22 protein-coding genes and 1 tRNA gene are annotated in these 23,935 nt (G+C 37.4%); 2 read left to right on the top strand and 21 right to left on the bottom strand.

Annotated features, from left to right (window positions below; genetic code table 11):
• Nucleotides 1-3: 3 nt before the first annotated feature.
• Nucleotides 4-1,140 carry a GerAB/ArcD/ProY family transporter gene (locus tag HNR52_RS01780; RefSeq protein WP_013787086.1) on the top strand — a complete coding sequence of 379 codons (1,137 nt, stop codon included), beginning with the start codon at nt 4-6 and terminating at the stop codon, nt 1,138-1,140.
• On the opposite strand, the gene HNR52_RS01775 is transcribed toward HNR52_RS01780, so the two are convergent.
• The 9 genes from HNR52_RS01775 to HNR52_RS01735 all read right to left on the bottom strand — a co-directional run bounded on the left by HNR52_RS01775 (nt 1,141) and on the right by HNR52_RS01735 (nt 10,411).
• Nucleotides 1,141-1,914, bottom strand: a complete 774-nt coding sequence (locus HNR52_RS01775; RefSeq protein WP_435619520.1) for a type III pantothenate kinase — start codon at nt 1,912-1,914, stop codon at nt 1,141-1,143.
• Nucleotides 1,915-1,967: 53 nt separating this feature from the next.
• Complete coding sequence (locus HNR52_RS01770; RefSeq protein WP_435619519.1) at nt 1,968-2,465, bottom strand: ECF transporter S component; 498 nt, start codon at nt 2,463-2,465, stop codon at nt 1,968-1,970.
• Nucleotides 2,466-2,592: 127 nt separating this feature from the next.
• Nucleotides 2,593-2,976, bottom strand: a complete 384-nt coding sequence (locus HNR52_RS01765) for a biotin/lipoyl-containing protein (protein WP_435619518.1) — start codon at nt 2,974-2,976, stop codon at nt 2,593-2,595.
• A gap of 15 nt (nt 2,977-2,991) precedes the next feature.
• On the bottom strand, nt 2,992-3,150 hold the full coding sequence (locus tag HNR52_RS01760) for a hypothetical protein (protein ID WP_013787082.1): 159 nt from the start codon (nt 3,148-3,150) through the stop codon (nt 2,992-2,994).
• A gap of 26 nt (nt 3,151-3,176) precedes the next feature.
• Nucleotides 3,177-4,727: an acyl-CoA carboxylase subunit beta gene (locus tag HNR52_RS01755; RefSeq protein ID WP_435619517.1), complete on the bottom strand. Its 1,551-nt coding sequence runs from the start codon at nt 4,725-4,727 to the stop codon at nt 3,177-3,179.
• Nucleotides 4,728-4,866: 139 nt separating this feature from the next.
• Nucleotides 4,867-5,232, bottom strand: coding sequence for a hypothetical protein (locus HNR52_RS01750; protein WP_013787080.1), 366 nt, complete (start codon nt 5,230-5,232; stop codon nt 4,867-4,869).
• Between the two features lies 1 nt (nt 5,233).
• The gene (locus HNR52_RS01745) at nt 5,234-6,901 is read right to left on the bottom strand and encodes a formate--tetrahydrofolate ligase (protein WP_435619516.1); all 1,668 of its coding nucleotides are present in this window, start codon (nt 6,899-6,901) and stop codon (nt 5,234-5,236) included.
• Between the two features lie 17 nt (nt 6,902-6,918).
• Nucleotides 6,919-8,301 carry an ATP-binding protein gene (locus tag HNR52_RS01740; RefSeq protein WP_435619515.1) on the bottom strand — a complete coding sequence of 461 codons (1,383 nt, stop codon included), beginning with the start codon at nt 8,299-8,301 and terminating at the stop codon, nt 6,919-6,921.
• A 193-nt stretch (nt 8,302-8,494) separates the two neighbouring features.
• Complete coding sequence (locus HNR52_RS01735; protein ID WP_435619514.1) at nt 8,495-10,411, bottom strand: right-handed parallel beta-helix repeat-containing protein; 1,917 nt, start codon at nt 10,409-10,411, stop codon at nt 8,495-8,497.
• Between the two features lie 119 nt (nt 10,412-10,530).
• Between HNR52_RS01735 and HNR52_RS01730 the strand changes: the two genes are divergently transcribed.
• Nucleotides 10,531-11,286 (top strand): AraC family transcriptional regulator, encoded by a 756-nt coding sequence (locus HNR52_RS01730; protein WP_435619513.1) that lies wholly within the window; start codon nt 10,531-10,533, stop codon nt 11,284-11,286.
• 95 nt (nt 11,287-11,381) lie between these two features.
• Here the strand turns inward: HNR52_RS01730 and ftsH are convergent, their stop codons facing one another.
• The 12 genes from ftsH to HNR52_RS01670 form a co-directional block, all read right to left on the bottom strand.
• Nucleotides 11,382-13,217: an ATP-dependent zinc metalloprotease FtsH gene (ftsH, locus tag HNR52_RS01725; protein ID WP_085112764.1), complete on the bottom strand. Its 1,836-nt coding sequence runs from the start codon at nt 13,215-13,217 to the stop codon at nt 11,382-11,384.
• A 68-nt stretch (nt 13,218-13,285) separates the two neighbouring features.
• Nucleotides 13,286-13,831, bottom strand: coding sequence for a hypoxanthine phosphoribosyltransferase (gene hpt / locus HNR52_RS01720; RefSeq protein ID WP_013787074.1), 546 nt, complete (start codon nt 13,829-13,831; stop codon nt 13,286-13,288).
• A gap of 12 nt (nt 13,832-13,843) precedes the next feature.
• Nucleotides 13,844-15,226 (bottom strand): tRNA lysidine(34) synthetase TilS, encoded by a 1,383-nt coding sequence (gene tilS / locus HNR52_RS01715; protein ID WP_435619512.1) that lies wholly within the window; start codon nt 15,224-15,226, stop codon nt 13,844-13,846.
• Nucleotides 15,227-15,235: 9 nt separating this feature from the next.
• On the bottom strand, nt 15,236-16,075 hold the full coding sequence (locus HNR52_RS01710) for a protein kinase domain-containing protein (protein WP_435619511.1): 840 nt from the start codon (nt 16,073-16,075) through the stop codon (nt 15,236-15,238).
• A complete protein-coding gene (locus HNR52_RS01705; RefSeq protein WP_013787071.1) occupies nt 16,075-16,764 on the bottom strand; it encodes a vWA domain-containing protein in 690 nt (229 codons plus the stop codon). Before HNR52_RS01705 ends, HNR52_RS01710 begins: the two co-directional genes overlap by 1 nt.
• Nucleotides 16,765-16,825: 61 nt before the next feature.
• Nucleotides 16,826-19,177, bottom strand: a complete 2,352-nt coding sequence (gene spoIIE / locus HNR52_RS01700; protein WP_435619510.1) for a stage II sporulation protein E — start codon at nt 19,175-19,177, stop codon at nt 16,826-16,828.
• 156 nt (nt 19,178-19,333) lie between these two features.
• A tRNA-Glu gene (locus HNR52_RS01695) sits at nt 19,334-19,408 on the bottom strand.
• A 60-nt stretch (nt 19,409-19,468) separates the two neighbouring features.
• Nucleotides 19,469-20,017 carry a class I SAM-dependent methyltransferase gene (locus HNR52_RS01690; protein ID WP_435619509.1) on the bottom strand — a complete coding sequence of 183 codons (549 nt, stop codon included), beginning with the start codon at nt 20,015-20,017 and terminating at the stop codon, nt 19,469-19,471.
• A gap of 11 nt (nt 20,018-20,028) precedes the next feature.
• On the bottom strand, nt 20,029-20,412 hold the full coding sequence (locus HNR52_RS01685) for a DUF302 domain-containing protein (RefSeq protein WP_435619508.1): 384 nt from the start codon (nt 20,410-20,412) through the stop codon (nt 20,029-20,031).
• Nucleotides 20,402-21,148, bottom strand: coding sequence for a DUF5714 domain-containing protein (locus tag HNR52_RS01680; RefSeq protein WP_435619507.1), 747 nt, complete (start codon nt 21,146-21,148; stop codon nt 20,402-20,404). The genes HNR52_RS01685 and HNR52_RS01680 overlap by 11 nt, the downstream gene beginning before the upstream one ends.
• Before the next feature lie 37 nt (nt 21,149-21,185).
• Nucleotides 21,186-22,454 (bottom strand): thioredoxin-disulfide reductase, encoded by a 1,269-nt coding sequence (gene trxB / locus HNR52_RS01675; RefSeq protein WP_013787066.1) that lies wholly within the window; start codon nt 22,452-22,454, stop codon nt 21,186-21,188.
• 22 nt (nt 22,455-22,476) lie between these two features.
• Complete coding sequence (locus tag HNR52_RS01670) at nt 22,477-23,844, bottom strand: radical SAM protein (RefSeq protein WP_435619506.1); 1,368 nt, start codon at nt 23,842-23,844, stop codon at nt 22,477-22,479.
• Nucleotides 23,845-23,935: the final 91 nt, after the last annotated feature.

Genomic DNA, 23,935 nt, shown 5'->3' with positions numbered 1-23,935 from the left:
AACATGTTCAAGAATATATTGAGTTTTGAAGCAACAACAGAAAAAAAGATCTCACCAAAGCAATTCATATACTTGATAGTATCAGTTGTACTGTCTACAGCAACGATATTTTTGCCGTCTATTGTTGCATCAAAAGCTGAACAGGATTCTTGGATGTCTGTAATAATGGCGACAGCATTCAGCATCCCCGTATTTTGCTTATATTACGGCATATCCGCCATATTTAAAGACAAAACCCTATTTTCCTTTTTGGAAGATATTTTTGGAAAAATCATAGGCAAAATAATCGCATCCCTCTACCTTTTATTTTTCATCCACTTAGCTGTGATAATGCTTAGAGAGCTTTTTGAAATCATGAGAAGTGCTTTTATGCCTAAAACACCGCCGATAGTCTTTTCACTAGCATTGATGATTGTAGCATCATACGCTGTCACAAAAGGATTTGTAGCAATTGCCAGAATGAACGAAGTGGTATTTCCTTTTGGGATGGGACTTTTGGCATTCGTCATTTTTTTCTCAATACCTTATGTAAAATTTGAAAATTTCCTCCCCATCTTGGCAAACGGACTATTACCACCCATGAAAGGAGCTTTGCCACTTATATCGTGGATGCTGGAAAGCGTAATAATATTAGCCATATTCCCACACATATCCGACAGCAAAAAAGTCTTAAAAAGCGGCGTAATATCTCTTGTGTTTATCTCTTTTGCACTTATGCTGGGTGTACTTGCAATAGGAATATTCGGTTCTAAAACCACTGCAGATTTTAAATTCACTGCATTAGAAATGACCCGCACCATAAGGCTTAGCAATTACTTTGCAAGGCTTGATTCTATCATAATGGCTATCTGGGTAGAAGGCATTTTCATGAAAATAACGGTTTTTACCTATATAATAGTGAAGGGATTTTCAGATGTGTTGAACTGCGACGATTACAGATTCGCTGTGCTTCCAATTGCAGCCATAATGATCCCAATGTCTGTATTTGTATCGTCAAATATAGATGAATTGTACAATTTTTTAAAAGACAAATTTTTCTACGAAACAGTCATTTTTGAAGTCATATTGCCTTTGTTTATATTTTTTGTCGCAAAAATAAGAAGGCTGGACAAAAAAACAAATGTCCAGCAAAAAAAGTAATCACACTTTTTCTATGTTTCGCTCGTATATTATCCTAAGCCCTTCCAAAGTCAACATGTCATTTACTGTATTTATAACTTTTGATTCTTGTGCAATCAGCTTCGCAAGGCCACCTGTCGCTACCACATAGGCGTTTTCCGCAAATTCCTTTTTCATCTTAGCGACAATGTAGTCCACCATTCCTGCATGTCCATAAATCAATCCTGACTGCATGCTTTCGACGGTATTTTTGCATATTACCCTCTCGGGCTTTACAAGCTCTATCTTAGGAAGCTTTGCAGTCCTCTGAAAAAGAGCATCAGCAGATATGATAAGTCCTGGTGCAATAGCACCACCTAAATACTCACAGTTTTTAGAGACGGCACAAAAAGTAGTGGCTGTGCCAAAATCTATTATTATGACAGGTCCACCATACAGTTCATAAGCTGCCACAGCATTTACTATTCTGTCTGCACCTACTTCTTTTGGATTGTCGTATTTTATGTTTATACCTGTCTTTATTCCTGGACCTACCACCAATGGATACACATTGAAGTATTTTATAGTCATAGCTTCCAGCGTGTGCATTATAGGAGGCACAACAGAAGATATTATGACGGCATTTATGTCGCTTAAATGCATATTTCGGTATTCAATAAGTTGCTTTATCAATATTCCATATTCATCAGACGTCTTTGACTTGTCTGTTGAGATTCTGAATGAATATAAAAGCCTTTTTCCATCGTAAACACCTAATACGATATTTGTGTTTCCAACATCAAAGACCAACAGCATTTCGATACATTCCTTTCATGCTATATTATAAAGCAGGCGTATAGCCTGCTTTTTTACTTAATATATCTTTTTACAGATTTTACTATGATTGTTGTCAGGATAACTGCGATGACAACTTCAAATATTGTATTTTTAAGCACTACCATAAGCGCGACTTGCACTGTCAAATATTTCTTTAAAACAGCTAATCCAAGCACGCCAACTGTATTTGTAAGAGTTCCCGCAATCGCTGCAACACCAGAACTTTTCGTTAACTTATACGTGTAATAGGCTACGATTCCTATAAGCAGCCTCGGCAGTATCGCTACCACAGGGTCTGCAAATAGCGGGGTATTCTGTCTTATAAAGCTGGATACGCCAAAAATAAGACCTATAAAAGTTCCTACATAAGGTCCTTCTAATATAGAACCTATTATAGTTGGTATGTGCATCGTCGTAGCATTGGCAATGCCTAATGGTATATAACCTAAAGGGGTTGTAGCCATTACAATAGATATGGCTGATAGCATACCAGCAACTGTAATCTGTCTCACACTGAGCTTTGAAGTCATATTTACACCTCCAATCCAGTTCCATTTTGGATACCGGTCGAACCACTGCAATATTTTAATATGTCCAGCTCGCAAGATGCCGGCAAAATAATTCTACCAAAAAAGTAGGTGTATATCAAGCATTGTATCATTTTACGTACAAAAGCACATCTCCTGTATTTACAGAAGCTCCCTTTGAAACATTTATGGATATTACTGTGCCGTCGTAAGGTGATGTGATTTCATTTTCCATCTTCATGGCTTCCAGTATCAAAAGCACATCGCCTTTTTTGACTGCCTGCCCTTGGCTCACTTTGACATCCAGTATAGTACCAGGCATTGGTGCATTGATGGCAGAACCGTCTTTGACTTCATTTTTGACTTCCACCGGTGTACTTTTTGCACTTGTCTTTACCTCATTATTTTTAGTAGCAGTTTCTTCTGGCGATTTTTCCTCGCCTGCGATATCTTTTACTTCTTCCACTTCCACATCATACTTTTTACCATTGACAGTCACTATAAATTTTTTCATTTCCATCCTCCTCATCTATCTCATCTGACTGTAAAGGCCAGCTTTTCTCCATTCCGGCATATTTGATTCGGTTCTCTTTATTGATTTTATGCGAAAATTCTTTCCATACTGACCAAACGCCGCATAAATCGCAGCTTCAATGACAGCAACAATTTCTTCATTTATCTCTTCCATTCTTTCACTTCCCTTTAAATGCGATTTTACACAGGAAAATTGCCATGCTTTTTGCTTGGCCTTGCTTCCCTTTTGCTCATAAGCATATCAAAAGCTGAGATGAGGCGGGGTCTCGTCTCTTGTGGCAAAACTACATCATCTACATATCCTCTGGCTGCAGCCCTGTATGGATTTGCAAAATTCTCCCTGTACTCATTTATCTTCTCATTTCTTTTAGCGACAGGATCATCAGACGATTTTATCTCATTTTTAAAAACAATATTTGCCGCTCCATCAGGTCCCATGACCGCTATCTCGGCAGTAGGCCATGCCAAAACAAAATCAGCCCCTAAGTCTTTGCTGCACATCGCAAGGTAAGCACCGCCATAAGCTTTCCGCACAATAAGAGTCACTTTTGGCACCGTAGCTTCAGAGTAAGCGTACAACATCTTAGCGCCATGGCGTATTATTCCACCGTACTCTTGATTCGTGCCAGGCAAAAATCCAGGAACATCCACTATATTGAGAAGTGGGATGTTAAAAGCATCGCAAAACCTTATAAACCTTGATGCCTTGTCAGATGCATTGATGTCAAGACATCCAGCCAAAACTTTAGGCTGATTTGCTATTATCCCTACTGTCCTTCCATTAAGCCTTGCAAATGCTGTTATTATGTTTTGCGCATACATTGATTGTGACTCAAAATACACCCCTTCGTCTACAACTTCGGAAATGACCTCTTTCATATCATAAGGCTTATTAGGACTATCTGGTATTATCTCCACAAGCCTATCGGACAATCTGTTTATGTCATCATCGGTTACCATTTGCGGAGGATCTTCCAAATTGTTTGATGGAAGATAACTTAAAAGCTTTCTCACCATCTCCAAACACTCTTCGTCGTTTTCAGCTCTAAAATGCGCCACACCGCTTTTTGTGCTGTGAGTAATAGAACCACCAAGTTCCTCTGCAGAGACATCTTCCCCTGTCACAGCTTTTATGACCTGCGGTCCAGTTATAAACATCTGGCTTGTCTTGTCTACCATGAATATAAAGTCAGTAAGAGCAGGCGAATAAACTGCACCTCCTGCGCTGGGTCCCATTATCACCGATATTTGCGGTATCACACCTGATGCCAACGTGTTTCTGAAAAATATGTTGCCATATCCTGATAAAGCGTCGACACCCTCTTGTATTCTGGCACCTCCGGAATCATTTAATCCAATGAGTGGCGCTCCCATCTTTAAAGCCATATCCATTATCTTTGTGATTTTTTTAGCATGATACTCACCTAATGATCCTCCTAAGACCGTAAAATCCTGTGCATACACGTAAACAAGCCTTCCATCTATCGTCCCATACCCTGTCACTACGCCTTCGCCAGGTATCCTTTGCTTTTCCATGCCAAAGTCAATACATCTGTGCTCAACATACGCATCTATTTCCACAAAGCTATCCTCATCTAAAAGCTTGTATATCCTTTCTCTTGCAGTAAGCTTTCCCTTTTGGTGTTGTTTCTCTACTTTGTCCAAACCACCACCTTCTAAAACCATCTCTCTTCTTCTAAGAAGGTCTTCAATCTTATCATCTATTGACATCAATTTACCTCCTTTGTATGTTACTAACTTCTAATATATCATATTATGACCTAATAATAAATATTATTTTAAGTTAATCTTAAAAATATTTAAAAGCGGATGAAAGAAGTTTTTTCTCAAATCCGCTTTTTATATAATTCTATTTCATTAAAGCCTCTATACTTCCAGACACTTCTTTTACAACATCATCAAGTCCAAAATATCCCTTTTGCATTTTAAGCTTTGACAAAAGCCTTAAATACTGTTTTAAAGTCCCCATAATGACCACATGAGAGCTTTCTATACTCATGTTTACGCAGCCTCTCTCTACTGCCGCTTCTCCGCCTAAAGCTAACATTTCCTGTTTTATGATATTTGCAGCAGCTGGATGGACGTCATAAAGCTTTACGACGCAAAACACGGCTTTCGAAGCCATCATGGATACAGAAATGTCTTCAATGTGAAGCTTTTTCAATTCATCTTTAGCCTGACTTAAATTTTGTATACTAAGCATCTCACTTTTCATATCAAAATAAACCCTTAATATTGCCCTCCTCATCTATATCCATCTTTTCTGCCGCAGGCGATTTAGGAAGCCCTGGCATCGTCAAAATATCACCTGTCATTGCAACGACAAATCCGGCTCCAGCAGATATGTTTAAACTTTTTACAGTAATGTTAAATCCCTTAGGTCTTCCTAAAAGCTTTGGATCATCTGACAGTGAATACTGAGTCTTGGCAACACATACAGGAAGATAGCTAAGTCCCAATTTTTCTATGTTTTTAAGGTCTTTTACAGCTTCTTTAGTAAACTCCACATCATCCGCGCCGTAAATCTCCCTTGCTATAGTTCTTATCTTATCTTCAATAGATGTGTCCAGTTCATATATTGGCTTAAAATCAGACTCTTTTTCACATGCATCAATTACTTTTTCTGCCAGCTCAATGCCGCCTTCGCCGCCTTTTTCCCAAACTTCTGCCAAAGCCACCTCTACACCTAAATCATTGCAATATCTTTTCACAAACTGAATTTCCCTATCCGTATCGTGCGTAAACTTGTTGATAGCAACGACTACTGGTATTCCATACTTTTGTACATTTTCTATCTGCTTTCCAAGGTTCTCTATGCCTTTTTCAAGTGCATCAATGTTTTCTTTTGATAACTCTTCCTTTTTAAGGCCACCGTGCATCTTAAGAGCCCTTATGGTCGCCACAACTACAGCGGCGTTTGGCTTTAATCCTCCATACCTGCATTTTATATCAAAAAACTTTTCTGCACCTAAGTCAGCCCCAAAACCGGCTTCTGTCACAAGGTAATCTGCCAGCTTTAATCCATATCGTGTCGCTATTATGCTGTTGCATCCATGGGCAATATTTGCAAACGGACCACCATGTATGAATGCAGGCACATTTTCCAAAGTCTGTACCAGATTAGGCTTAATAGCATCTTTAAGCAAAAGTGCCATTGCGCCATCGGCTTTTAAATCTTTGGCCGTGACAGGATTGTCATCCTTGTCGTAGCCTATTATGATCTTGCCTAATCTTTCTTTTAAATCTTTAAAATCTGTGGCAAGGCACAAGATTGCCATTATCTCAGATGCCACAGTTATTATGAAGCCATCCTGCCTTGGATATCCATTTACTTTCCCTCCAAGCCCTACGACAATTTCTCTTAAGGCCCTGTCATTCATATCGATGGCACGCTTCCATGTAATGCGCCTTACGTCGATATTTAGTTCATTTCCTTGATGTATGTGATTGTCTATCATTGCAGATAACAGATTGTGGGCAGAACCTATTGCATGCATATCACCTGTAAAATGCAAATTTATATCTTCCATAGGCACAACTTGCGAATATCCACCACCAGCAGCACCGCCCTTTATTCCCATACAAGGACCTAATGACGGCTCTCTTAAGGCTATTGCAACCTTCTTTTTAAGCTTATTTAAAGCTTGTCCTAAGCCTACTGTTACAGTGGATTTTCCTTCGCCTGCAGGTGTAGGGTTGATAGACGTAACCAAAATGAGCTTCCCATCTTTTCTGTCTTTTATCTTCTCCCAAAGCTTTTGTGAGATTTTTGCCTTGTAATTCCCGTAAAGCTCCAGATAATCTTCATCTATTCCTATCTTCTCGCCTATATCGGCTATATGCTTCATTTTGGCTTCTTGCGCAATTTCAATGTCTGTTTTCAAACTAATCCCCCCAGTCATTATTTTTTAAGCTCCAAGTATATATTCACAATCGTCCCAGTACCTTTTTTGCTGAATATCTTTAAGTCGCCGCCGTACTTGTTGAGAATGTTTTTGCTAATAGATAGCCCCAAACCTGTACCGTCTTTCTTTGTGGTAAATAAAGGCACCATAACTTTTTTAAGGGTTTCTCTGTCTATTCCACCGCCGTTATCTGCTATCTTTATTATAACCCTATTTGTGTAAGAATTAAATCTGGTTGTTATCCATATCTTGCCTCCAGAGCCGATAGCCTGAAAAGAATTCTGAAAAACATTTAATAACACTTGTTTTAGTTGGTTGTTGTCTATCTTCACCATTGGAACTTGTCTCAATTTTTTTATTATCTCGATTTGCCTATGTTTTGCTTCCGCTTCAATTAAGATCATGTACTTTTCAATAAGCTCGTTTAGGTCAATACCTTCATCAGGGCTATTTCTAACCACGCCTAAATAGCTCATCACCAAATCTATTATTCTATCTGATTCGCTTATGATGGTGTCAAAAAAAGAAGCATTCGCTTTGTCTTTAAGCTGCATAAGCTGTAAAAATCCTTTTATAGATGTGATGGAATTTTTTATCTCGTGGATCAACGACACAGCCAAGCTTCCCATCAAGTTAAATTTTTCACTTCTTTCGATGATCTCTCCGAATTTCAGCTTTTCTGTAACGTCTTTTACGATGATGCATAAAAAGTTATCGTCGTAAGTATCTGCTACCTCCATAGACAAAAAACGTCCACTGTCTTTTAAATTGTAAACAGCGATCTTATTGCTTACTATTTCATCAAAGTTTATCTTTTCATCTAATGATTTCAGCACTTTTTCTGCATTTTTCCGGTAAGCCTTTTTATAGTCTAAACACATAAGCTGGCAAGCAGCCTTGTTTATATACTCTATGCGCCTTTTCTTATCCATAAGCAAAATACCCGTATCCACCATGTCCACAAGCTTAAACCTATTGTACAAAAGATCCAAATACACGTTTACGTCTCGCATAGAATCTAACTCACTTTTTACAAAATTAAGCGTGGAAATGATGCAAAGTTTTCTCCCATCGTCAGAATTCAAAAAATTGTCCACCATCTTAAATCTCAATGTAAAACCATATCTGGAATTCAAAGTAATATCATATATGTTTTCATCCACTTTCTTAGCTTCATTAAGAAAGAAGTTTTTAAAAAAGAAATCGTAATTTCCCCCTATATCATCGTGATTAAATCCCAATAATCTTAGAAGAACTTTGTTTATATATATCACTTCACCGTCAAAATTTTTTAAAATAGTAAACCCTTTTAGTCCATCGACTAAGTCAAATATCCAATTGTAGTTAGGCTCCTTCGATGACCTTATCATTTTGTCCATGATAATTCCTCTTTTCTTTAGTATAAGTTTTAAGGCAACATTTATATATTTTGACATAATTGTCAAAAATCCTTCTTATTTTGACAAACTTTTTCGATATTTTATAAAAAATTTATTATTTTTATATATATGTGGCAAAGCGTAAAAAATAAGCCTTATGCCTTTATCGCAAGACATAAGACTTCACACAATATTACCAAACTTTTATGTAATTATCTCCTTTTTTCAAAAGCGCAATTGGACCTATTGAACTATTTCCCGGCTTTTTTGCGTCTAAATAGTCAGTGTCTAACACCAGCTCTTTGCCATCTGGACTTTCATACTCCGCATCCACAATCCGCACTCTTTCCAACGTCTTTGTCGAATGGATATCGCCTACAATATTTTCAAATTCATCTGGCAATTGCAGTGAAAGGTAAACTTCATCTCCTTCAGCAATGATGGTAAGTTTCGGGTCGAAGTCCTTTTTAACAAGATTGTCTTTTTCTCTTTCAAATGGCTCTGCACCATTGAAGTATGCATTTTTATTGATGTAGACCGGTTGTTCCACTCGCTCAAACCTTTCTAAATCGCCAGGCACTTCATTTACCTTTTCAATGTACTCCTCTAAAGATGTTGTATAGTTGTTGTAATGAGAAGTTCCCACATTTTCTAATCCATCTTTTCCTATGAAGATATTGTTGTAGAATCGATCATCTCCCCCGTATACAAATGCGAATCCCGCAACTTTAGTGCTGTGTGGAAGATGGTACTGAGTCGAGCGATTTAACACTTTTTTCTGATTCATCTTGCCTGCTATTAAATTGTTTATATACGCTCCGCCTTGTGACATGTTGTCTATAGCGTATTCGGAGGCCAAAATATTATGGTCAACCACATACGGCCCATGACTCACCTCAACAAACATATCCCTGTTATTATGGTAAAACAAGTTTTTGCTGACTCTTGTCCCTTGTGCTTCCCAATCCAGCCATAATCCTAATGAGCAATCGTGAATGCGGTTATGATGAATCTGAACATCTATAGCCGCATGTAGCTTAATCCCCGCTATCTCATGGCCGTAGAATTCCCTTTTCAATGCGATGTTGTAAATATGGTTATTGTAAATTTCACTAAAGACACATCCTAAGTGTCCAACAATCGCATTTTGCCCGCAATCATAGATTGTATTATTTCTAATGATATGTGAACCTATCTTTTCTTTAGACCAACCGCTCCTCTCAGCATTAAAGACAGCTTCTAATTGATACTGATACCCAGGCTTGTCTTTCCGTATTGAACGATAATTATTGCCTGTTGTGGCTTCTTTGCCGATGCTTATTGCGCTGCATTTAGCATCATGTATGATATTATCCTCGATTATCCACCCTTTGCTCCAGTTAGGGCCTATAAGTCCCGGCTGATCTGCTGTGGGAGGTGCCCATGGTGTTGCCGCATGTGCCATCTCGAACCCTTTGACTGTAATATAGTCTATGCCTGTTTCGACAGGATAAAAACACGATCTCCTGACGTTTATCTCCACAAATTCTTCGTTGGGATCAGCACCTTGAAAATTAGCGTAAATCGTCGTCTTTTCTGAATCTACCTCAGCGTACCAAACGTACTTCGTTTGTTCTACATTGTTAACAGGTACAATCTTTTGAGTCCAGTGATCGAGGACTTCTGTCCTAACTTGTGGATTAAAAAGATCTTCATAATTTGTGACTTCATAAAACGACATGCCATTTAAGTATACATCCCCTAAGTGTTTTTTCTCATCAACTGTAAGCAGCCAATCTCCAAAAATTTCTTCTTTGTATGGATTGAATTCCCCAAAGAAAGAATTGGGCAACTGACATTTCCATACGTCTCCTTCTACATGCTGCCAGCTTTGAATCCTCTCTGAACCTTTTATTATTACTCTTTCGCCTTCTGCCGCCTTGTATGTAATCCTTCTTTTGTCGCTTAGCCCTTTATACTTTGGTTTAACCCATTCCCGATATACTCCTTCATGGACTATAATTGTGTCGCCAGCCATTGCAACAGACGCAGCCTTATTTATAGTCAAAAACGGATCTTTAAGCGTTCCTTTCCCTTCATCTGAACCAGTCTTAGCCACATGGTATTCCATTTCTAAAACCCCTCCTCTTTAAACGATTAATTCTATTTTAAGCAAATGCCTGTTGATATCGCTATGCAAAAAGTAGTATACTTTAAGACAATATTAGTGTTTTTTTAGGAGGGACTCTTATGGTCTTTTTTCAAAAGCATGGTGTAAATGAAAAAGATCTCTTCCGCTTTTTTTCACTTAGAAATTATCAATTTCCATATCATTTTCATAGAGCGTGCGAACTTATATACTTAAATGACGGCCAATTATCTGTCTCAATAGACAAAAAAGAATACACACTTAATAAAAATGATTTAGCCTTTGTCTTTCCTAATCAAATGCATGAATTTAAGACGATTGATTGCTCTGACATCACAATCATTTTGTTTTCTCCAGAACTTATCGGAGATTTCTACATGAATTACAAAGGCATGATCCCTGAAGATAACATACTGCACTTGGATAACATCATAAATTTCAATAAGCTTGATTCCATATACGGTAAAAAAAGCTTTTTATATTCACTGTGCGATATGTTAGTAAACCATACCTCATTCATTCCCTCAAAACAATCGACTAAGACAAAAGTTCTATACAAGATGCTGCTTTTTATTGAGCAGAACTATTCAAATGACTGTACATTAAAAAAGGCTGCAAAATACCTAAATTACGATTATCCATATTTATCAAAACTATTTATCCAGCAAATGGGCATGACTTTTACAGAATATCTAAACAACTATCGCATTTCGCAATCCTGCTACATGTTAAAAAACAGCAATCTTTCTGTAAGCGAAATCGCATTCAATTGTGGATACAGCAATTTGCGGACATTTCACAGAAACTTCAGGAAGATGACAAATATGTCCCCGAAAGAATACAGAGAATTAGATTAATCGCAAAAGCAATATCACACTATATCTTGAAAAATTTGAAATCTCATTCATGAAACTAAAAAAAGACATACAAAGTAAATTGTATGTCTTTTAAGTTATGCTTCTTCGCTCTGATTCGTCTCATCTACATTTTCGCCATTAAAATACTTTTCAAATTCCTCTGCGTTAAGTTTCTCTTTCGTCATCAAAGCCTGTGCAATTCTATGAAGCTTATCTATATTCTCTTTCAACAGTGTCTCAGCCTTGTTGTAGCATTCATCAATGATCCTCTTCATCTCTTTGTCAATGTCGTACTGAACTTCTTCGCTGTAATTGCGCGTCCTACCTAAATCTCTTCCAATAAATATTTCGTCGTTGTCTGTACCGAAAGTCATAGGACCCAATTTTTCGCTCATGCCATACTCTGTAACCATCTTTCTCGCTATGTTTGTGGCTCTTTCTATGTCATTTTGTGCACCTGTAGATATATCATTCAAGACAAGGCTCTCAGCTACGCGTCCTCCCAAAAGGTGGACAATCTCGTCCATCATCTCAGACTTTGACATGTAGTACTTGTCTTCTTCAGGAAGCAGCATGGTGTAACCGCCTGCTCTTCCTCTTGGAATGATCGTCACTTCGTGAACAGGAGGCGTATTCGGAAGGAGTTTTGCAACAACCGCATGACCTGCCTCGTGATACGATACGAGTTTTTTGTCTCTTTCAGATATTACTCTGCTTCTCTTTTCAGGACCTGCTATAACTCTTGTAATAGCTTCTTCCAGCTCTACCATAGTTATCTGCTTCATGCCTTTTCTGGCAGTCAAAAGTGCAGCTTCGTTCATGAGATTCTCAATATCAGCTCCTGTAAATCCAGGCGTCCTTCTCGCCAAAACTTTCAGTGACACATCAGGTGCAAGAGGCTTGTTTCTGGAATGTACCTTTAAGATCTCTTCTCTTCCTTTGATGTCTGGAACACCTACAGTAACATGCCTGTCAAATCGCCCAGGCCTTAAAAGAGCAGGGTCAAGGATGTCTGGCCTATTTGTAGCAGCTATGACTATGATGCCTTCATTTACACTGAAACCATCCATCTCAACCAACAACTGGTTTAATGTTTGCTCTCTTTCGTCATGTCCACCGCCTAATCCTGCGCCTCTATGGCGACCAACAGCGTCAATTTCATCTATGAAAATTATACAAGGAGAATTTTTCTTGGCTTGTTCAAAAAGATCCCTAACCCTTGATGCACCGACACCTACAAACATCTCCACAAAGTCAGAACCGCTTATGCTGAAAAATGGAACTCCAGCTTCACCAGCCACAGCCTTTGCAAGTAAAGTTTTACCTGTTCCAGGAGGTCCTACTAAGAGAACGCCTTTAGGTATACGAGCGCCTAAATCTAAGAATTTCTTGGGGAATTTCAAAAACTCTACTATTTCCTGCAGCTCTTCCTTTTCCTCATCTGCACCAGCTACGTCATTAAAAGTGACTCTCCGCTTATCGTCTGTTACCATCTTAGCACGGCTTTTTCCAAAAGACATGACTCTATTGCCACCACCGCCTTGTGCTTGCTGCATAAACACATACCATAGCACTACCAACACAGCCACCATAAATAGCGTTGGTAAAAGTGAATACCACCAAGGAGCTCCTTGAGGCGGTTCACTCTTGACGACAAGTTTATTGTCCTTAATGTAAGGCGTCAAGAAATTCATAAACGACGTCACATCAGGCACATTGCTGCTAAACTGTGTGCCGTCTTTTAAAGTACCTGTAATGCTTGTGCCGGAAATAGTCATCTCTGAAACATTGTTTTTGATAATCTGGCTGTACAGTTCAGTAACGTCGATAGCCGCAGGTTGTTTAATATTATCAGTATACAATTGTACCATTGCATATAATGCGATAATTATCAGTATCCATATAACGATACCTCTGATCGTTTTATTCAAATATGGCCCTCCCTTCAAAGCCGTATCACTTAATTTATAATAACATATACCATATAAAAAAACAAATTTTAGCTGTACATTTCAGGTTTCAAAACGCCTATAAAAGGAAGGTTTCTGTACTTTTCATCAAAGTCTAATCCATAACCAACGACAAACTTATCCGGTATCTTAAATCCCACATAGTCGACTTTTACAGATGCTTCTCTTCTCTCCGGTTTGTCTAATATTGTGCATATTTTCAAGCTTTTTGGTTTCCTCCCAAGTAGGGTTTCCCTCAAGTAAGACAGAGTCAAACCGCTATCAATTATATCCTCCACAATCAGGACATCTTTGCCTTCTATGCTTATATCAAGGTCTTTAATTATCTTTACTATTCCTGATGAATGTGTTGAGCTTCCATAGCTGGAAACAGCCATAAAATCAAGTGATAAAGGCAAATCTATGTTTCTTGACAAATCAGCCATAAACATTAAAGCACCTTTTAAGACTCCTACCAGCATTAAATTTTTCCCTTCGTAGTCCTTCGTAATCTGCCTCCCAAGCTCTTTTATCTTTTCTTTAAGCTCTTCTTCTGTGATCAAAATTTCATCGATGTCTTTTGATAAATTTTCCATCAAATTTCCTCCTTAATCTTGTTCAATATACTCTATAGACAATATTTTTTTTGTGCTATCACGTACTTTGTACTTTTCAGAAATTCTATATCCCACAATCCACAAAATAGTGTTGCCAATAGCTAATAATGGTATCTTATCCCTCTCCTCTCTTGGGATTTTCTCATCGATAAAATACTTTTTAAGTGTCTTTGTCCCTCTCATGTTTAAAGGCAAGATGCAATCTCCAATTCTCCTATGCCTTACGACTACATCGCCATCAATCAAATCAGCATCGAAAAACTTACGGTATCTACCTAAATTAAGGCTTTCTATTGATTCTCTATCTATTATCTCCGCCTTATATACTCCTAAACATCCACCATCTGTTATACCGGGAATATTAAGCTTAACTTCACTAAAATCTCGCTTTTCATAAAAGTTTCTCTTTCTGAATATAAGATTATTATAACTTTTTATAACTTCAATTTCAAAGGGTAAATCAATTTTTGACGATGTCTGCTTGTCCATGATATCTAACACATCTTCCACGTGCTTAAACGCTAGCTGATTAAAATCTCCCTTTAGTTTCTTATACGCCAATCTAATGACTCTTCTTTTTATGGAACTGTGTAATTTTTTTATCCCATCAATGTCAAGTTTAACATTTCCATTGTCAATGTCAGCAATCTCATTAAATATTTTTTCAGATTCACGGCTTAAATAGTCTTCATCATCAAGTACGATCTGTGATGTTCTGTACAAATTTTCGACCATGTCTATATCAAAATATTCTTCAATAAATGGTATCAATTTTAGCCTTATTCGGTTTCTTCTATACGCATCTTCTTTATTTGTCACATCTTCTACAAACTCTAAATTCTTCGAATTAAGGTAGTCAATTATCTCACGCCTTTTCGTCTGTATAAGAGGTCTTATGATGCATCCATTAACAGGCTTTATGCCCACAAGTCCAGTTGTACCAGCACCTCTTAAGATGTTTAAGAGAACCGTTTCGGCTACGTCATTTTTGTTGTGGGCAATGGCAATTTTGTTTCCACCAACTTCTTTAAGCACTTTATTAAAAGCACTGTACCTTATTTCTCTTCCGGCAGCCTCCTCTGATAATCCCTTTTCTTCAGCATATCTTCTCACGTCTTCCTTAAATAAAAAAAATGGGATATTTATTCCCTTGCAGAACTTCTCAACGAACAACGCATCACTATCTGCATCGGCTCCCCTCAGCATGTGATTTACATGAACCACAAAAAGCTTAAGCTTATACCTTTCTTTTATCTCTAAAAGCAAATTAAGAAGGCAAATAGAATCAGGGCCTCCAGATACTCCTACCACGATTTTATCGCCTTTTTCTATCATTTTGTATTCTTTTATCGTCTTTTCAAAGCTATCTATCATATATATCCCCTACACCGCTAAAATCATAAGTAAAATGAATATCATACCCATTATGAAAAGAATGTAATTTAAATACATTGACGCCTTTTCACTAAAACAGCCATTTTTAAAATTGACATACAGTTTATTTATATCGTACGTGCCATTAAGCGCCTTCATTATGGCAATATAAAATTTTCCAAGCCTTGCTCTTGATTGCTTTAACACTTCTCCTATCGTGTGGTAATCATGTCTAAATGTCTTGCCCATTACAAGACATACAAAAAGCATCCCTGCTTCAAACGACAGATACCCTGAATCCGCTTTTCTTAAGCCCACTTTCCAACTGGCTCTGTCAAATTCAGGTGTAAATTCTTTTACGGTATCATCTTTAGAAGATGTTGAGCCATAGTCAATAAGCACTATACGCTTTTTTACCTCATCTATCATAACATTGGATGGTTTTAAATCTGTGTAAAAAATGCCTAATCGCTTTAATCTAAGCAAAACATCTAAAATTTCAGTAAGTATGTATGAAGCATTCTCCAAATCAATACCTGATTTAATCAATCTATCAAGGCTATATCCCTCTATGTACTCCAAAACTATATAATGATACATTTTATTATACAATAATACATCATCTAAATCAAATACGTGTGGAGCAAAATCGCAATTTTTCAATGATGTCAACACTTTGTGCTCTCTCGTGATGCTTATTAAATCTTCACTTATCTTAAGCGCATATTTTAAATTTTCCTCGTCGTGCACAAGGTATACGTTGGCTACACCGCCATGACCAATTTTTTTCTCGACTACGTATTTCCGTCTATTGTGTATGCCTGTCAAAACATAGCCATTCTCAAGCATTAACCGATACCTCTTATAGATTCAACTTCTGTGTCAAAAAGCGATGTAGCCAGCTTTATCGCATGGTAAGTAGGGGTATTTCCACCTGCCTTTAAGTTCTTAAGATGAGCTTCTATATCATTTATCTTCGATGTAAATGGACATATAACCTTCGCATAAACATCATTGCCATATGGAAATCCTATTAGGCAAAACTGGCTTTTGCCCTTTCTCACTTTCATGGTGCTTAGAAGATCCATTACTCCATTCACTGCTTTTTTCAATTTTCTTGCCATACTTCCACTTAAGTCCAGCAAAATTGCGCATCTTACATCTGAAATATCAAGAAGTTTATCGATGTATTCTACGATTTGAGACCGCAATACAGGATGAAGTCCTTCTATATTTTTCCCTATGAGTTTCATCAATTCGCTATCTAAGGTATCGTACAAAGTTTTTTCGGCTGATTTTTGCGTCACCATCGATAAAGACCTTATAAAGTCATCTGAATAAATTATGTCATACACCCCACCACCGGAACTTGCAATATCTTTTATCTCTTTTATAGACAGCTTTCCGTCGTCAACGATACCTATAGAACTTACTCGAATTCCCTTCCTATACGCCAAAAAAGCTGCATCTGCTGGATTCCCACCGACATTTGATTTGCCGTCTGTAACGACGATTATCTGTTTTATCAAAATCTCCAAAATCAAATCCCTCCATAAGATTTTTTATTATTTTTGCCATCTTATGGAAGGATTATTCAGCTTACAATCGCTTTTTCCAAACTTTTACCGTAAGCACTGTCATGTCGTCTTTAGGCTTGTTTTCACAAAGCTCAAGGCATTTCTTCATTATAGCTTCAGCCATGTCCTGAGGATCCTTTAAATCAAGGTTTCTTAAAAATCTTGCCATGCTTTCTTCTTTGTTACCATCAAAGCAGTCTAATACCCCGTCTGTCGTCAAAATCACAAAGTCACCGTCTTTTAACTTCCTATCGTGAATATCTGCATCGACGTCTTCCAAAATACCGATAGGCAATGAACTGGATTCAATCACATCCACATCTTTTCCGCTCTTTATAAATGTGGCTGAGGCGCCGATCTTTATAAACTCTGCATCTCCCGTAAACAAATCTATAAACGATATGTCAACTGTCGAGAACATCTCCTCAGCTGACCTTAATGCCAGAATAGAATTTATAGTTTGTACAACCAAGCCTTTATCGAATCCCGCCTCAATGAATCTTTCCAGCAAGGATATTGTCGTACTGCTTTCAGAAGCTGCTCTTAAGCCAAAACCCATACCATCGCTTAAAGCCGCCATGTACTTTCCGCCTTCCAGTTCCATGAAAGAGTATGTGTCACCAGATATTTTATTGGCGCTTTTACTGATTTTGCTAATGCCTGTGGATACTTGATAGCTTTCAGCTCTTGTAAGAGTCAAGCTGCACCGCCCTTTATTATTTATAGAACACAAAGTATTTTTCCGCTCGTACTTCTCCCCCATAATCTCTGATACAGCCGGAATAATTTTTTTCTCGCATTCTTTAGCTGCATAACAGGCTTTCTTGTATATCTTTATCACCACATTTCCGTCTCCAGCATCGTAAACTATAGCATCGTCTACAGGTATCCCTCTTTTATCCAATTCTACAAGCAGATACTGTTCAAGATCATCTTTGAAAGTGATGTCCATGCTTATATCGTCAGCCATGTTTGATATAACTGAGGAAATGCCTTTTAATTGGTTTGAAACAATATTCTTGGCATCTTTAAGCCTTTCCCTCCACTGCATGTTTATCTTGTAAATCATGAGATTATGCCTCGTACAATTAAGAAGCTCAGGAAACCTTATGCACTTTTTATAAAGCTTGTTGCTTTCAACATTCCCTGTTCCTTCCAGGCTTTCTACTAAATCAAACATGCTTTTATATGTAAAATAAAAATCTTTATCCCAGCACATTTTGTACATAGCACAATCAGTACATGTCTTATTGGCTATTTCTTCAAAAAGATATGATATATCCTTGTGATCTAAGATCTTCTCATTGGCCTTTTTAAAGCTTTTCCCTAACTCGTCGAACACTTCGGCATACTCTTTTAATTTATCAGTCACCACTTCTTTAAGTTTTACACTGTAGTTTCGCTGTAACAAGTTTTTATCGCCTTTTACAATTGACACAAGATGATCTAACCTCTTTTTAGGAACAGATAAAAACACTAAAGAAGCTAAAGCAAAATCGTAAGGACTGATGATCATATTTGCAAATGCATTGACATAAAATGTCATAATAGCAGCAGCAGTAAAAAATCCCAATGTAATTCCCAATCTGCCAAGTTTTTTCATACTTCCAGACAAAAGTCCTGTAAACCCGTATAATCCTACAGATGTAGGAGTATTTGTAAGAGCAAGGCTTCCAATAAGACCAATGGTAGTTCCTACGCTGGCACCCGTGCCTACACCACCTATGTACGAACTCATCAGTATAGTAAGTATGCCAAATGAGCTATTTAAGTTAAATCTCCACACCTTTATATTATCAAGGCCTAAGATAAAAATACTTAACAATATACACAATGATATGATTTCTTCGTTTGATATGACTTTTCTGTTTGAGCTACCCAAGAGTAAAATTGCCTGATTAAATATGAATACCATTAACATGGCTATGACAGATTCGTAAATAGACGTCATTACGTCAAACAGCAAAAATCCATACGCTTTGCTGTAGATGAGGTCTACTAAAAGCAGCGAGAAAAATGTTATCAACGCCACTTTAAAAATATTTTTGCTTTTAACTTTTAATAGATGCTCAAAAGCCAATATCAAAACCAAAACGATTAGATATTTGATGCTATTGATACCGGGTAAAGACAATACTCCAAGGTAGACTCCAATTCCTGACAAAAAGTACTTTCTCTTTTGCATTAAGAGAGATGCAAAATACGCCACACCAAACGGAATAAGGTTGTCCATTATTTGTGCACGACCTATGACAAAACCTATCAATGCAAAAATTAAAGCATTGAATATAAATTTTACATTGTCTTTTTGCAATTTTTCATTGCTTTCTTTTCTTCCTATCCTTGAGTAAGGAAGAATATCAGCACTCTGCATATTTACCACCACCATTTTTTTTGATATGATTATAACATCCAATATAAGGTAAAATTTGTAAATATATGGTGGTAGCTTAAATTTTTTTGACGACATTTTATATAAATAAAATAAAAAAAGCTACAATTTTGTAGCTTCCTTCGTAATATTCAAATTTGGTGACCCCGACGGGATTCGAACCCATGTTACCGCCGTGAAAGGGCGATGTCTTAACCACTTGACCACGGGGCCTAAGACATATCATATTTTATCATATTTTGTAGATTTGTCAACAACCAAATTTATCCTGATTTATTTTACTCCGTAAAATATGTCGATAAATTCTCCTTTAGAAATCTCACCTACAATATTGTGCTTATCTTTAAGGTAATTTACTACATCGTAAATGTCTATCTTTGCTTCATGATGGCTTCCTCTTTGCCTGTGAGATTCGGCAACTCTTTCCTTGCCTACATCGTTAAGCTCTGTTATCAATATCTTGCCGCCTTTTCTCAGTACTCTCACCATCTCGTCAATGGCAATATTATAGTCGCTCATGTGGTGCATTGCATTGTAAGATGCGACAACCTCAAAAGATTCATCAATAAACGGCATACTATGTGCATCACCATGTACAAACAAGATTTTGCCTTCCACATCTTCATTGCTTATGATTTCTTTAGCTTTTTTTAGCGTATCAATATTGTACTCTAATGACACCACATCATAACCGTACCTGGCCAATGCGTAAGCCATACGGGCTCTACCAGTACCTACATCTAATGCAAACACACGTCCTTCACCCAATAGTTCTAAAGCCCGTTTCAAATCTGATTCAATATCAATTGCCAATTGTATCACCTCTATTTATTCTACAGCATATTTATGGCTTTTTTCAACTTATCAGCAACTTCTTCTGCAATTTTAGATAATTTTTCATCATTAGAAGGTAATGCTTTTAAAGGATCAATTGCAGATACCACTACACCGCCATCACTCTTTTCGTACACAATCACATTGCAAGGCAGCAAAAGCCCTACTTCAGGGTCAATGTTTAATACTTCGTAAGCATAAGTGGGATTGCAGGCACCAAGTATGACGTAATTCATCATATCTTTACCTATTTTCTTTTTTATCGTATCTTTCATATCAAGCTCAACTAATATTCCAAATCCTACGCCTTTCAAAACTTCTTTAACCTTTTCCACAGCTTCAGCAAATGAATAAGCCACTTCTTTAGTGATGTCAAGACCCATATTTCACACTCCTTTCTGACTTTTCCAATTTTCTGTACTTGCACATATAATAGCATTCCCTGTTTCTCTTTGAGTAATTACAATCATCTGTCCTTTCAAAAGTTGTAGGAAATTTGACATTCAATTCTTTTTCAAAAAATTCTACTGCTTCTTCTATTGATATCCTTGTACATTTCTTACAACATCTGGCACCACCAGCTTCACCGATGCTTTTAAGGGCACTTGCAACAGCTAAATGTGCCTTAGTCCTTTTAAGAGGTGTAAGAGGTGTAGCTTTGTAAATGACGGAAATAGCAACACCGATTCCAATACCCGCACCACAGGCACCATAATAACCACATGCTCCGCCAGGAATCTCTTTCCCACGGTTTACTGCCTCTAAGATATCGTCGTCAGAAACTTTTCCTGTCAAATTTTTGTAAGCCGTGACTATTGCTGCAGGAACCAATGCATGATGTTCTGGTCCATGCATTGGTATCCTGCTGTCTGACATGATATTTTCCACAATCTCCATAGGGTCTTTAGAATCTGTAGACAGACAATAATCCTTTATGACCTCAATGCCGTCCTTTGCGTGACATTTGTCGCAAACGTAGTGCCCATCCGTACAGTGGGCAAGAGTTAATTCTTCTATACCACAGTATTCGCATCTTTTCAATACTGGCTTTTCTAAATAGATGAGCGGCTTCCCACATATCATGCAATTTTCCATGTACTTTGTCTCGCAGCACTCCATCATTATCTCCTTTCATACTTTTTAAAAGTATGCAAAATCACAGCTCCTGTATATACCTTTCTGCGCTTACAGCAGCAACGGCTCCATCTCCTGCTGCAGTGACAACTTGCCTTATCTTTTTATCTCTTATATCACCAGCAACAAATACGCCTTTCACATTTGTCATTAGATCCTCATCTGCTTTGATGTAGCCATATTGATTTAACTCAAGTATTCCCTTAAATATGTCTGTCTTAGGTGTAAGACCAATGTAGACAAATACGCCATCAACTTCTATATCTTTAAGTTCACCTGTCTTTAAGTTCTTATACGTCAGAGATTTAAGCATTCCATCTCCATTTGCCTTTACAACGTGAGACTCCCAAATAAAGTTTATCTTAGGATTGGTAAAGGCTTTTTCTTGCAGCACATTTGAAGCCTGCAAATTATCGAATTCGTGTATAACCGTTACCTTGTCAGCGATGTTTGCAAGGTACAATGCTTCCTGAATGGCAGAATTGCCTCCACCTATTACAGCCACGTGTTTTCCTTCATACATTGCACCATCGCATATTGCACAATAGTGAATGCCTTTTCCTCTGAATTCAGCTTCTCCTTCTGCAGGAAGCTTTCTTGGCTGCGCTCCCATAGCTATTATAACAGCTTTAGGATAGTATATCTTGTCCTCTGTTCTTACAAATTTCTCATCGTCAGTAAGCTTAATCTCAAATACTTCTTTTAAATCATCAATGATTGCACCAAAGCTTTCTGCCTGTTTTCTCATGTTTTCCGTCAATTTCTTTCCTTCGATCTGACCTTCTGTTCCAGGATAATTTTCTATATAATATGTGTTTGCTGCTTGACCGCCTGTAGTTGCTTCATCTATGACAACCGTCTTCAAGTTTGCCCTTGCTGAGTACAAAGCAGCCGTAAGACCTGCAGGTCCTCCGCCCATTATTAGAACATCGCACTCAACCTTCTCTGGCTCTTTGTCCAAAAGTGAAAAACCTATCACCTTTTCTACTGCCTTGCGAAGATCTGGCTTTGAAATATATCCATTTAATCTCTCACCAGTTTCTTTACCGTCTCTAAAGAACAAAAGTGTAGGGCTTCCTTTTACGCCAAGGCTTAATGCTAAATCTTTATTGCCTTGTCTGTATATTTCAACAAATTCCATGTGATCTTTATATACATCGGCTAATCTATGAAATATCGGTTTTAGTTGGGCACACGGTGGACAATCAGTAGAATAAAAATCTACTACAACTGGCTTTTTAGAATTTAAAACAACCTCTTCAAATTCATTAGCATTGATTTCTCTTACCATAAATACATCCTCCTTAAAATTTTTAATCTTGAATTAATACTTCATCTCTATAATACTCAACACCTAATTCATATAATTTTTTTATGTCTCTACAATCAGGAGATAATATACTGCCATTTCTTTCATTCGCGACGACTCCACAGCCACCGCCGCAAACTAAACTTACAGGGCATTCTTTGCACTGTGGTATATTTAAGACGTTTCTCTCTTTCCACGGCAAAACTTTATCATCAAAAATCCTTCTCTCAGGATAAAAAGTACCTAAGCGATAATCTTTCCTACCGCAGCTTGCAGTACATCCATATATATCGCCGTACAAATCGTAAAGCCATTCTTTTTTGCCAGCAGGACATGTATCAAATGTAGGAGAATACATAGTACCTGAAACAAGCACATTTCTCATGCCTTTAAAATCTGGTTTATGAAATTTTTTAAGTATTGAATACTTTTTAGATAGCTCTACAAATGTAGCCCACTGCTCCACTTGTGACATAAGGCTTTGATGGTTTAAGGAACATTCGAAAAGCTCATAATTCCTGCCTATCTGCGTCTTAAATTTAGTACCATCCAGATCGAGATACCCTTTTTTATCAAGAATTTCTGCCAATTCCGGCAGATAAGAATAATTGTCTTTATCAACCACAACCCTTAAATTCACAGGCATGTCATTCTCGATTAGGCTGTCAATTCCCAATAGAATCTTTTCAAAACTATCTCCACCGCCTAATAGCTTTCTTCGCCTGTTGTGGACTTCCTTAGGCCCATCAAGAGTTACCTGTATTTCTTTCACATTCCCTTTTTTAAGGATGTCTATATACTCTAATACATTGTAACCATTAGTAACTGCAGCTATCTCATAACCGTACAGCTTGCTCTTTTCTACAATGTAATTAATAATGTCTTTTTGAACATCTGTGTCTATAAAAGGCTCTCCACCAAAGAGCGTAATGTACGGCCTTACCTTCTCCAACTTAAACCTATCATTTATATCATCAAAAAAGGCATCTACAGCCTCTTTCGTTATTAAATCTTTCTTTGTTGGTATTCCTCTTTCGTAGCAATAGATGCAAGAAAAATTGCATCCATACGTTGGCACCAGCAATATCTGTGTTGGCGATTCATCCATTATCTCCTTAAATTCTTCATACGCTTCTTTTATCCTTATATCCTCATGCTCTTTTTCTTCATATACATATCCTCTGTCAATGACGTAATCGAGAAAGTCGATGTCGTAAACATCCTTACCTGATTTTATATCATAAAGCTTATCTACCTCATCTTTTGAAGCAATATCTGAACTACCTGATAGCAAATTTAAAATAATAAAGTCATTTTTCTCTTCACTAAAAGGTAGAATCATGTTATACTTACTAAAGTACAATAAAATCACTCCTTAATTTATGCGGTAGAAATTCTACCGCATTTTTTTAGTCATGGCAGCCTACAACAAGCTTCGATGACTTTGAGCAGCATTGTGCAAC

It is taken from the genome of Thermoanaerobacterium thermosulfurigenes, from assembly GCF_051201035.1.
Taxonomy (GTDB): domain Bacteria; phylum Bacillota; class Thermoanaerobacteria; order Thermoanaerobacterales; family Thermoanaerobacteraceae; genus Thermoanaerobacterium; species Thermoanaerobacterium thermosulfurigenes.
The sequence above is the reverse complement of the archived record's forward strand: the minus strand, read 5'-3'. Positions and strand labels throughout refer to the sequence as shown.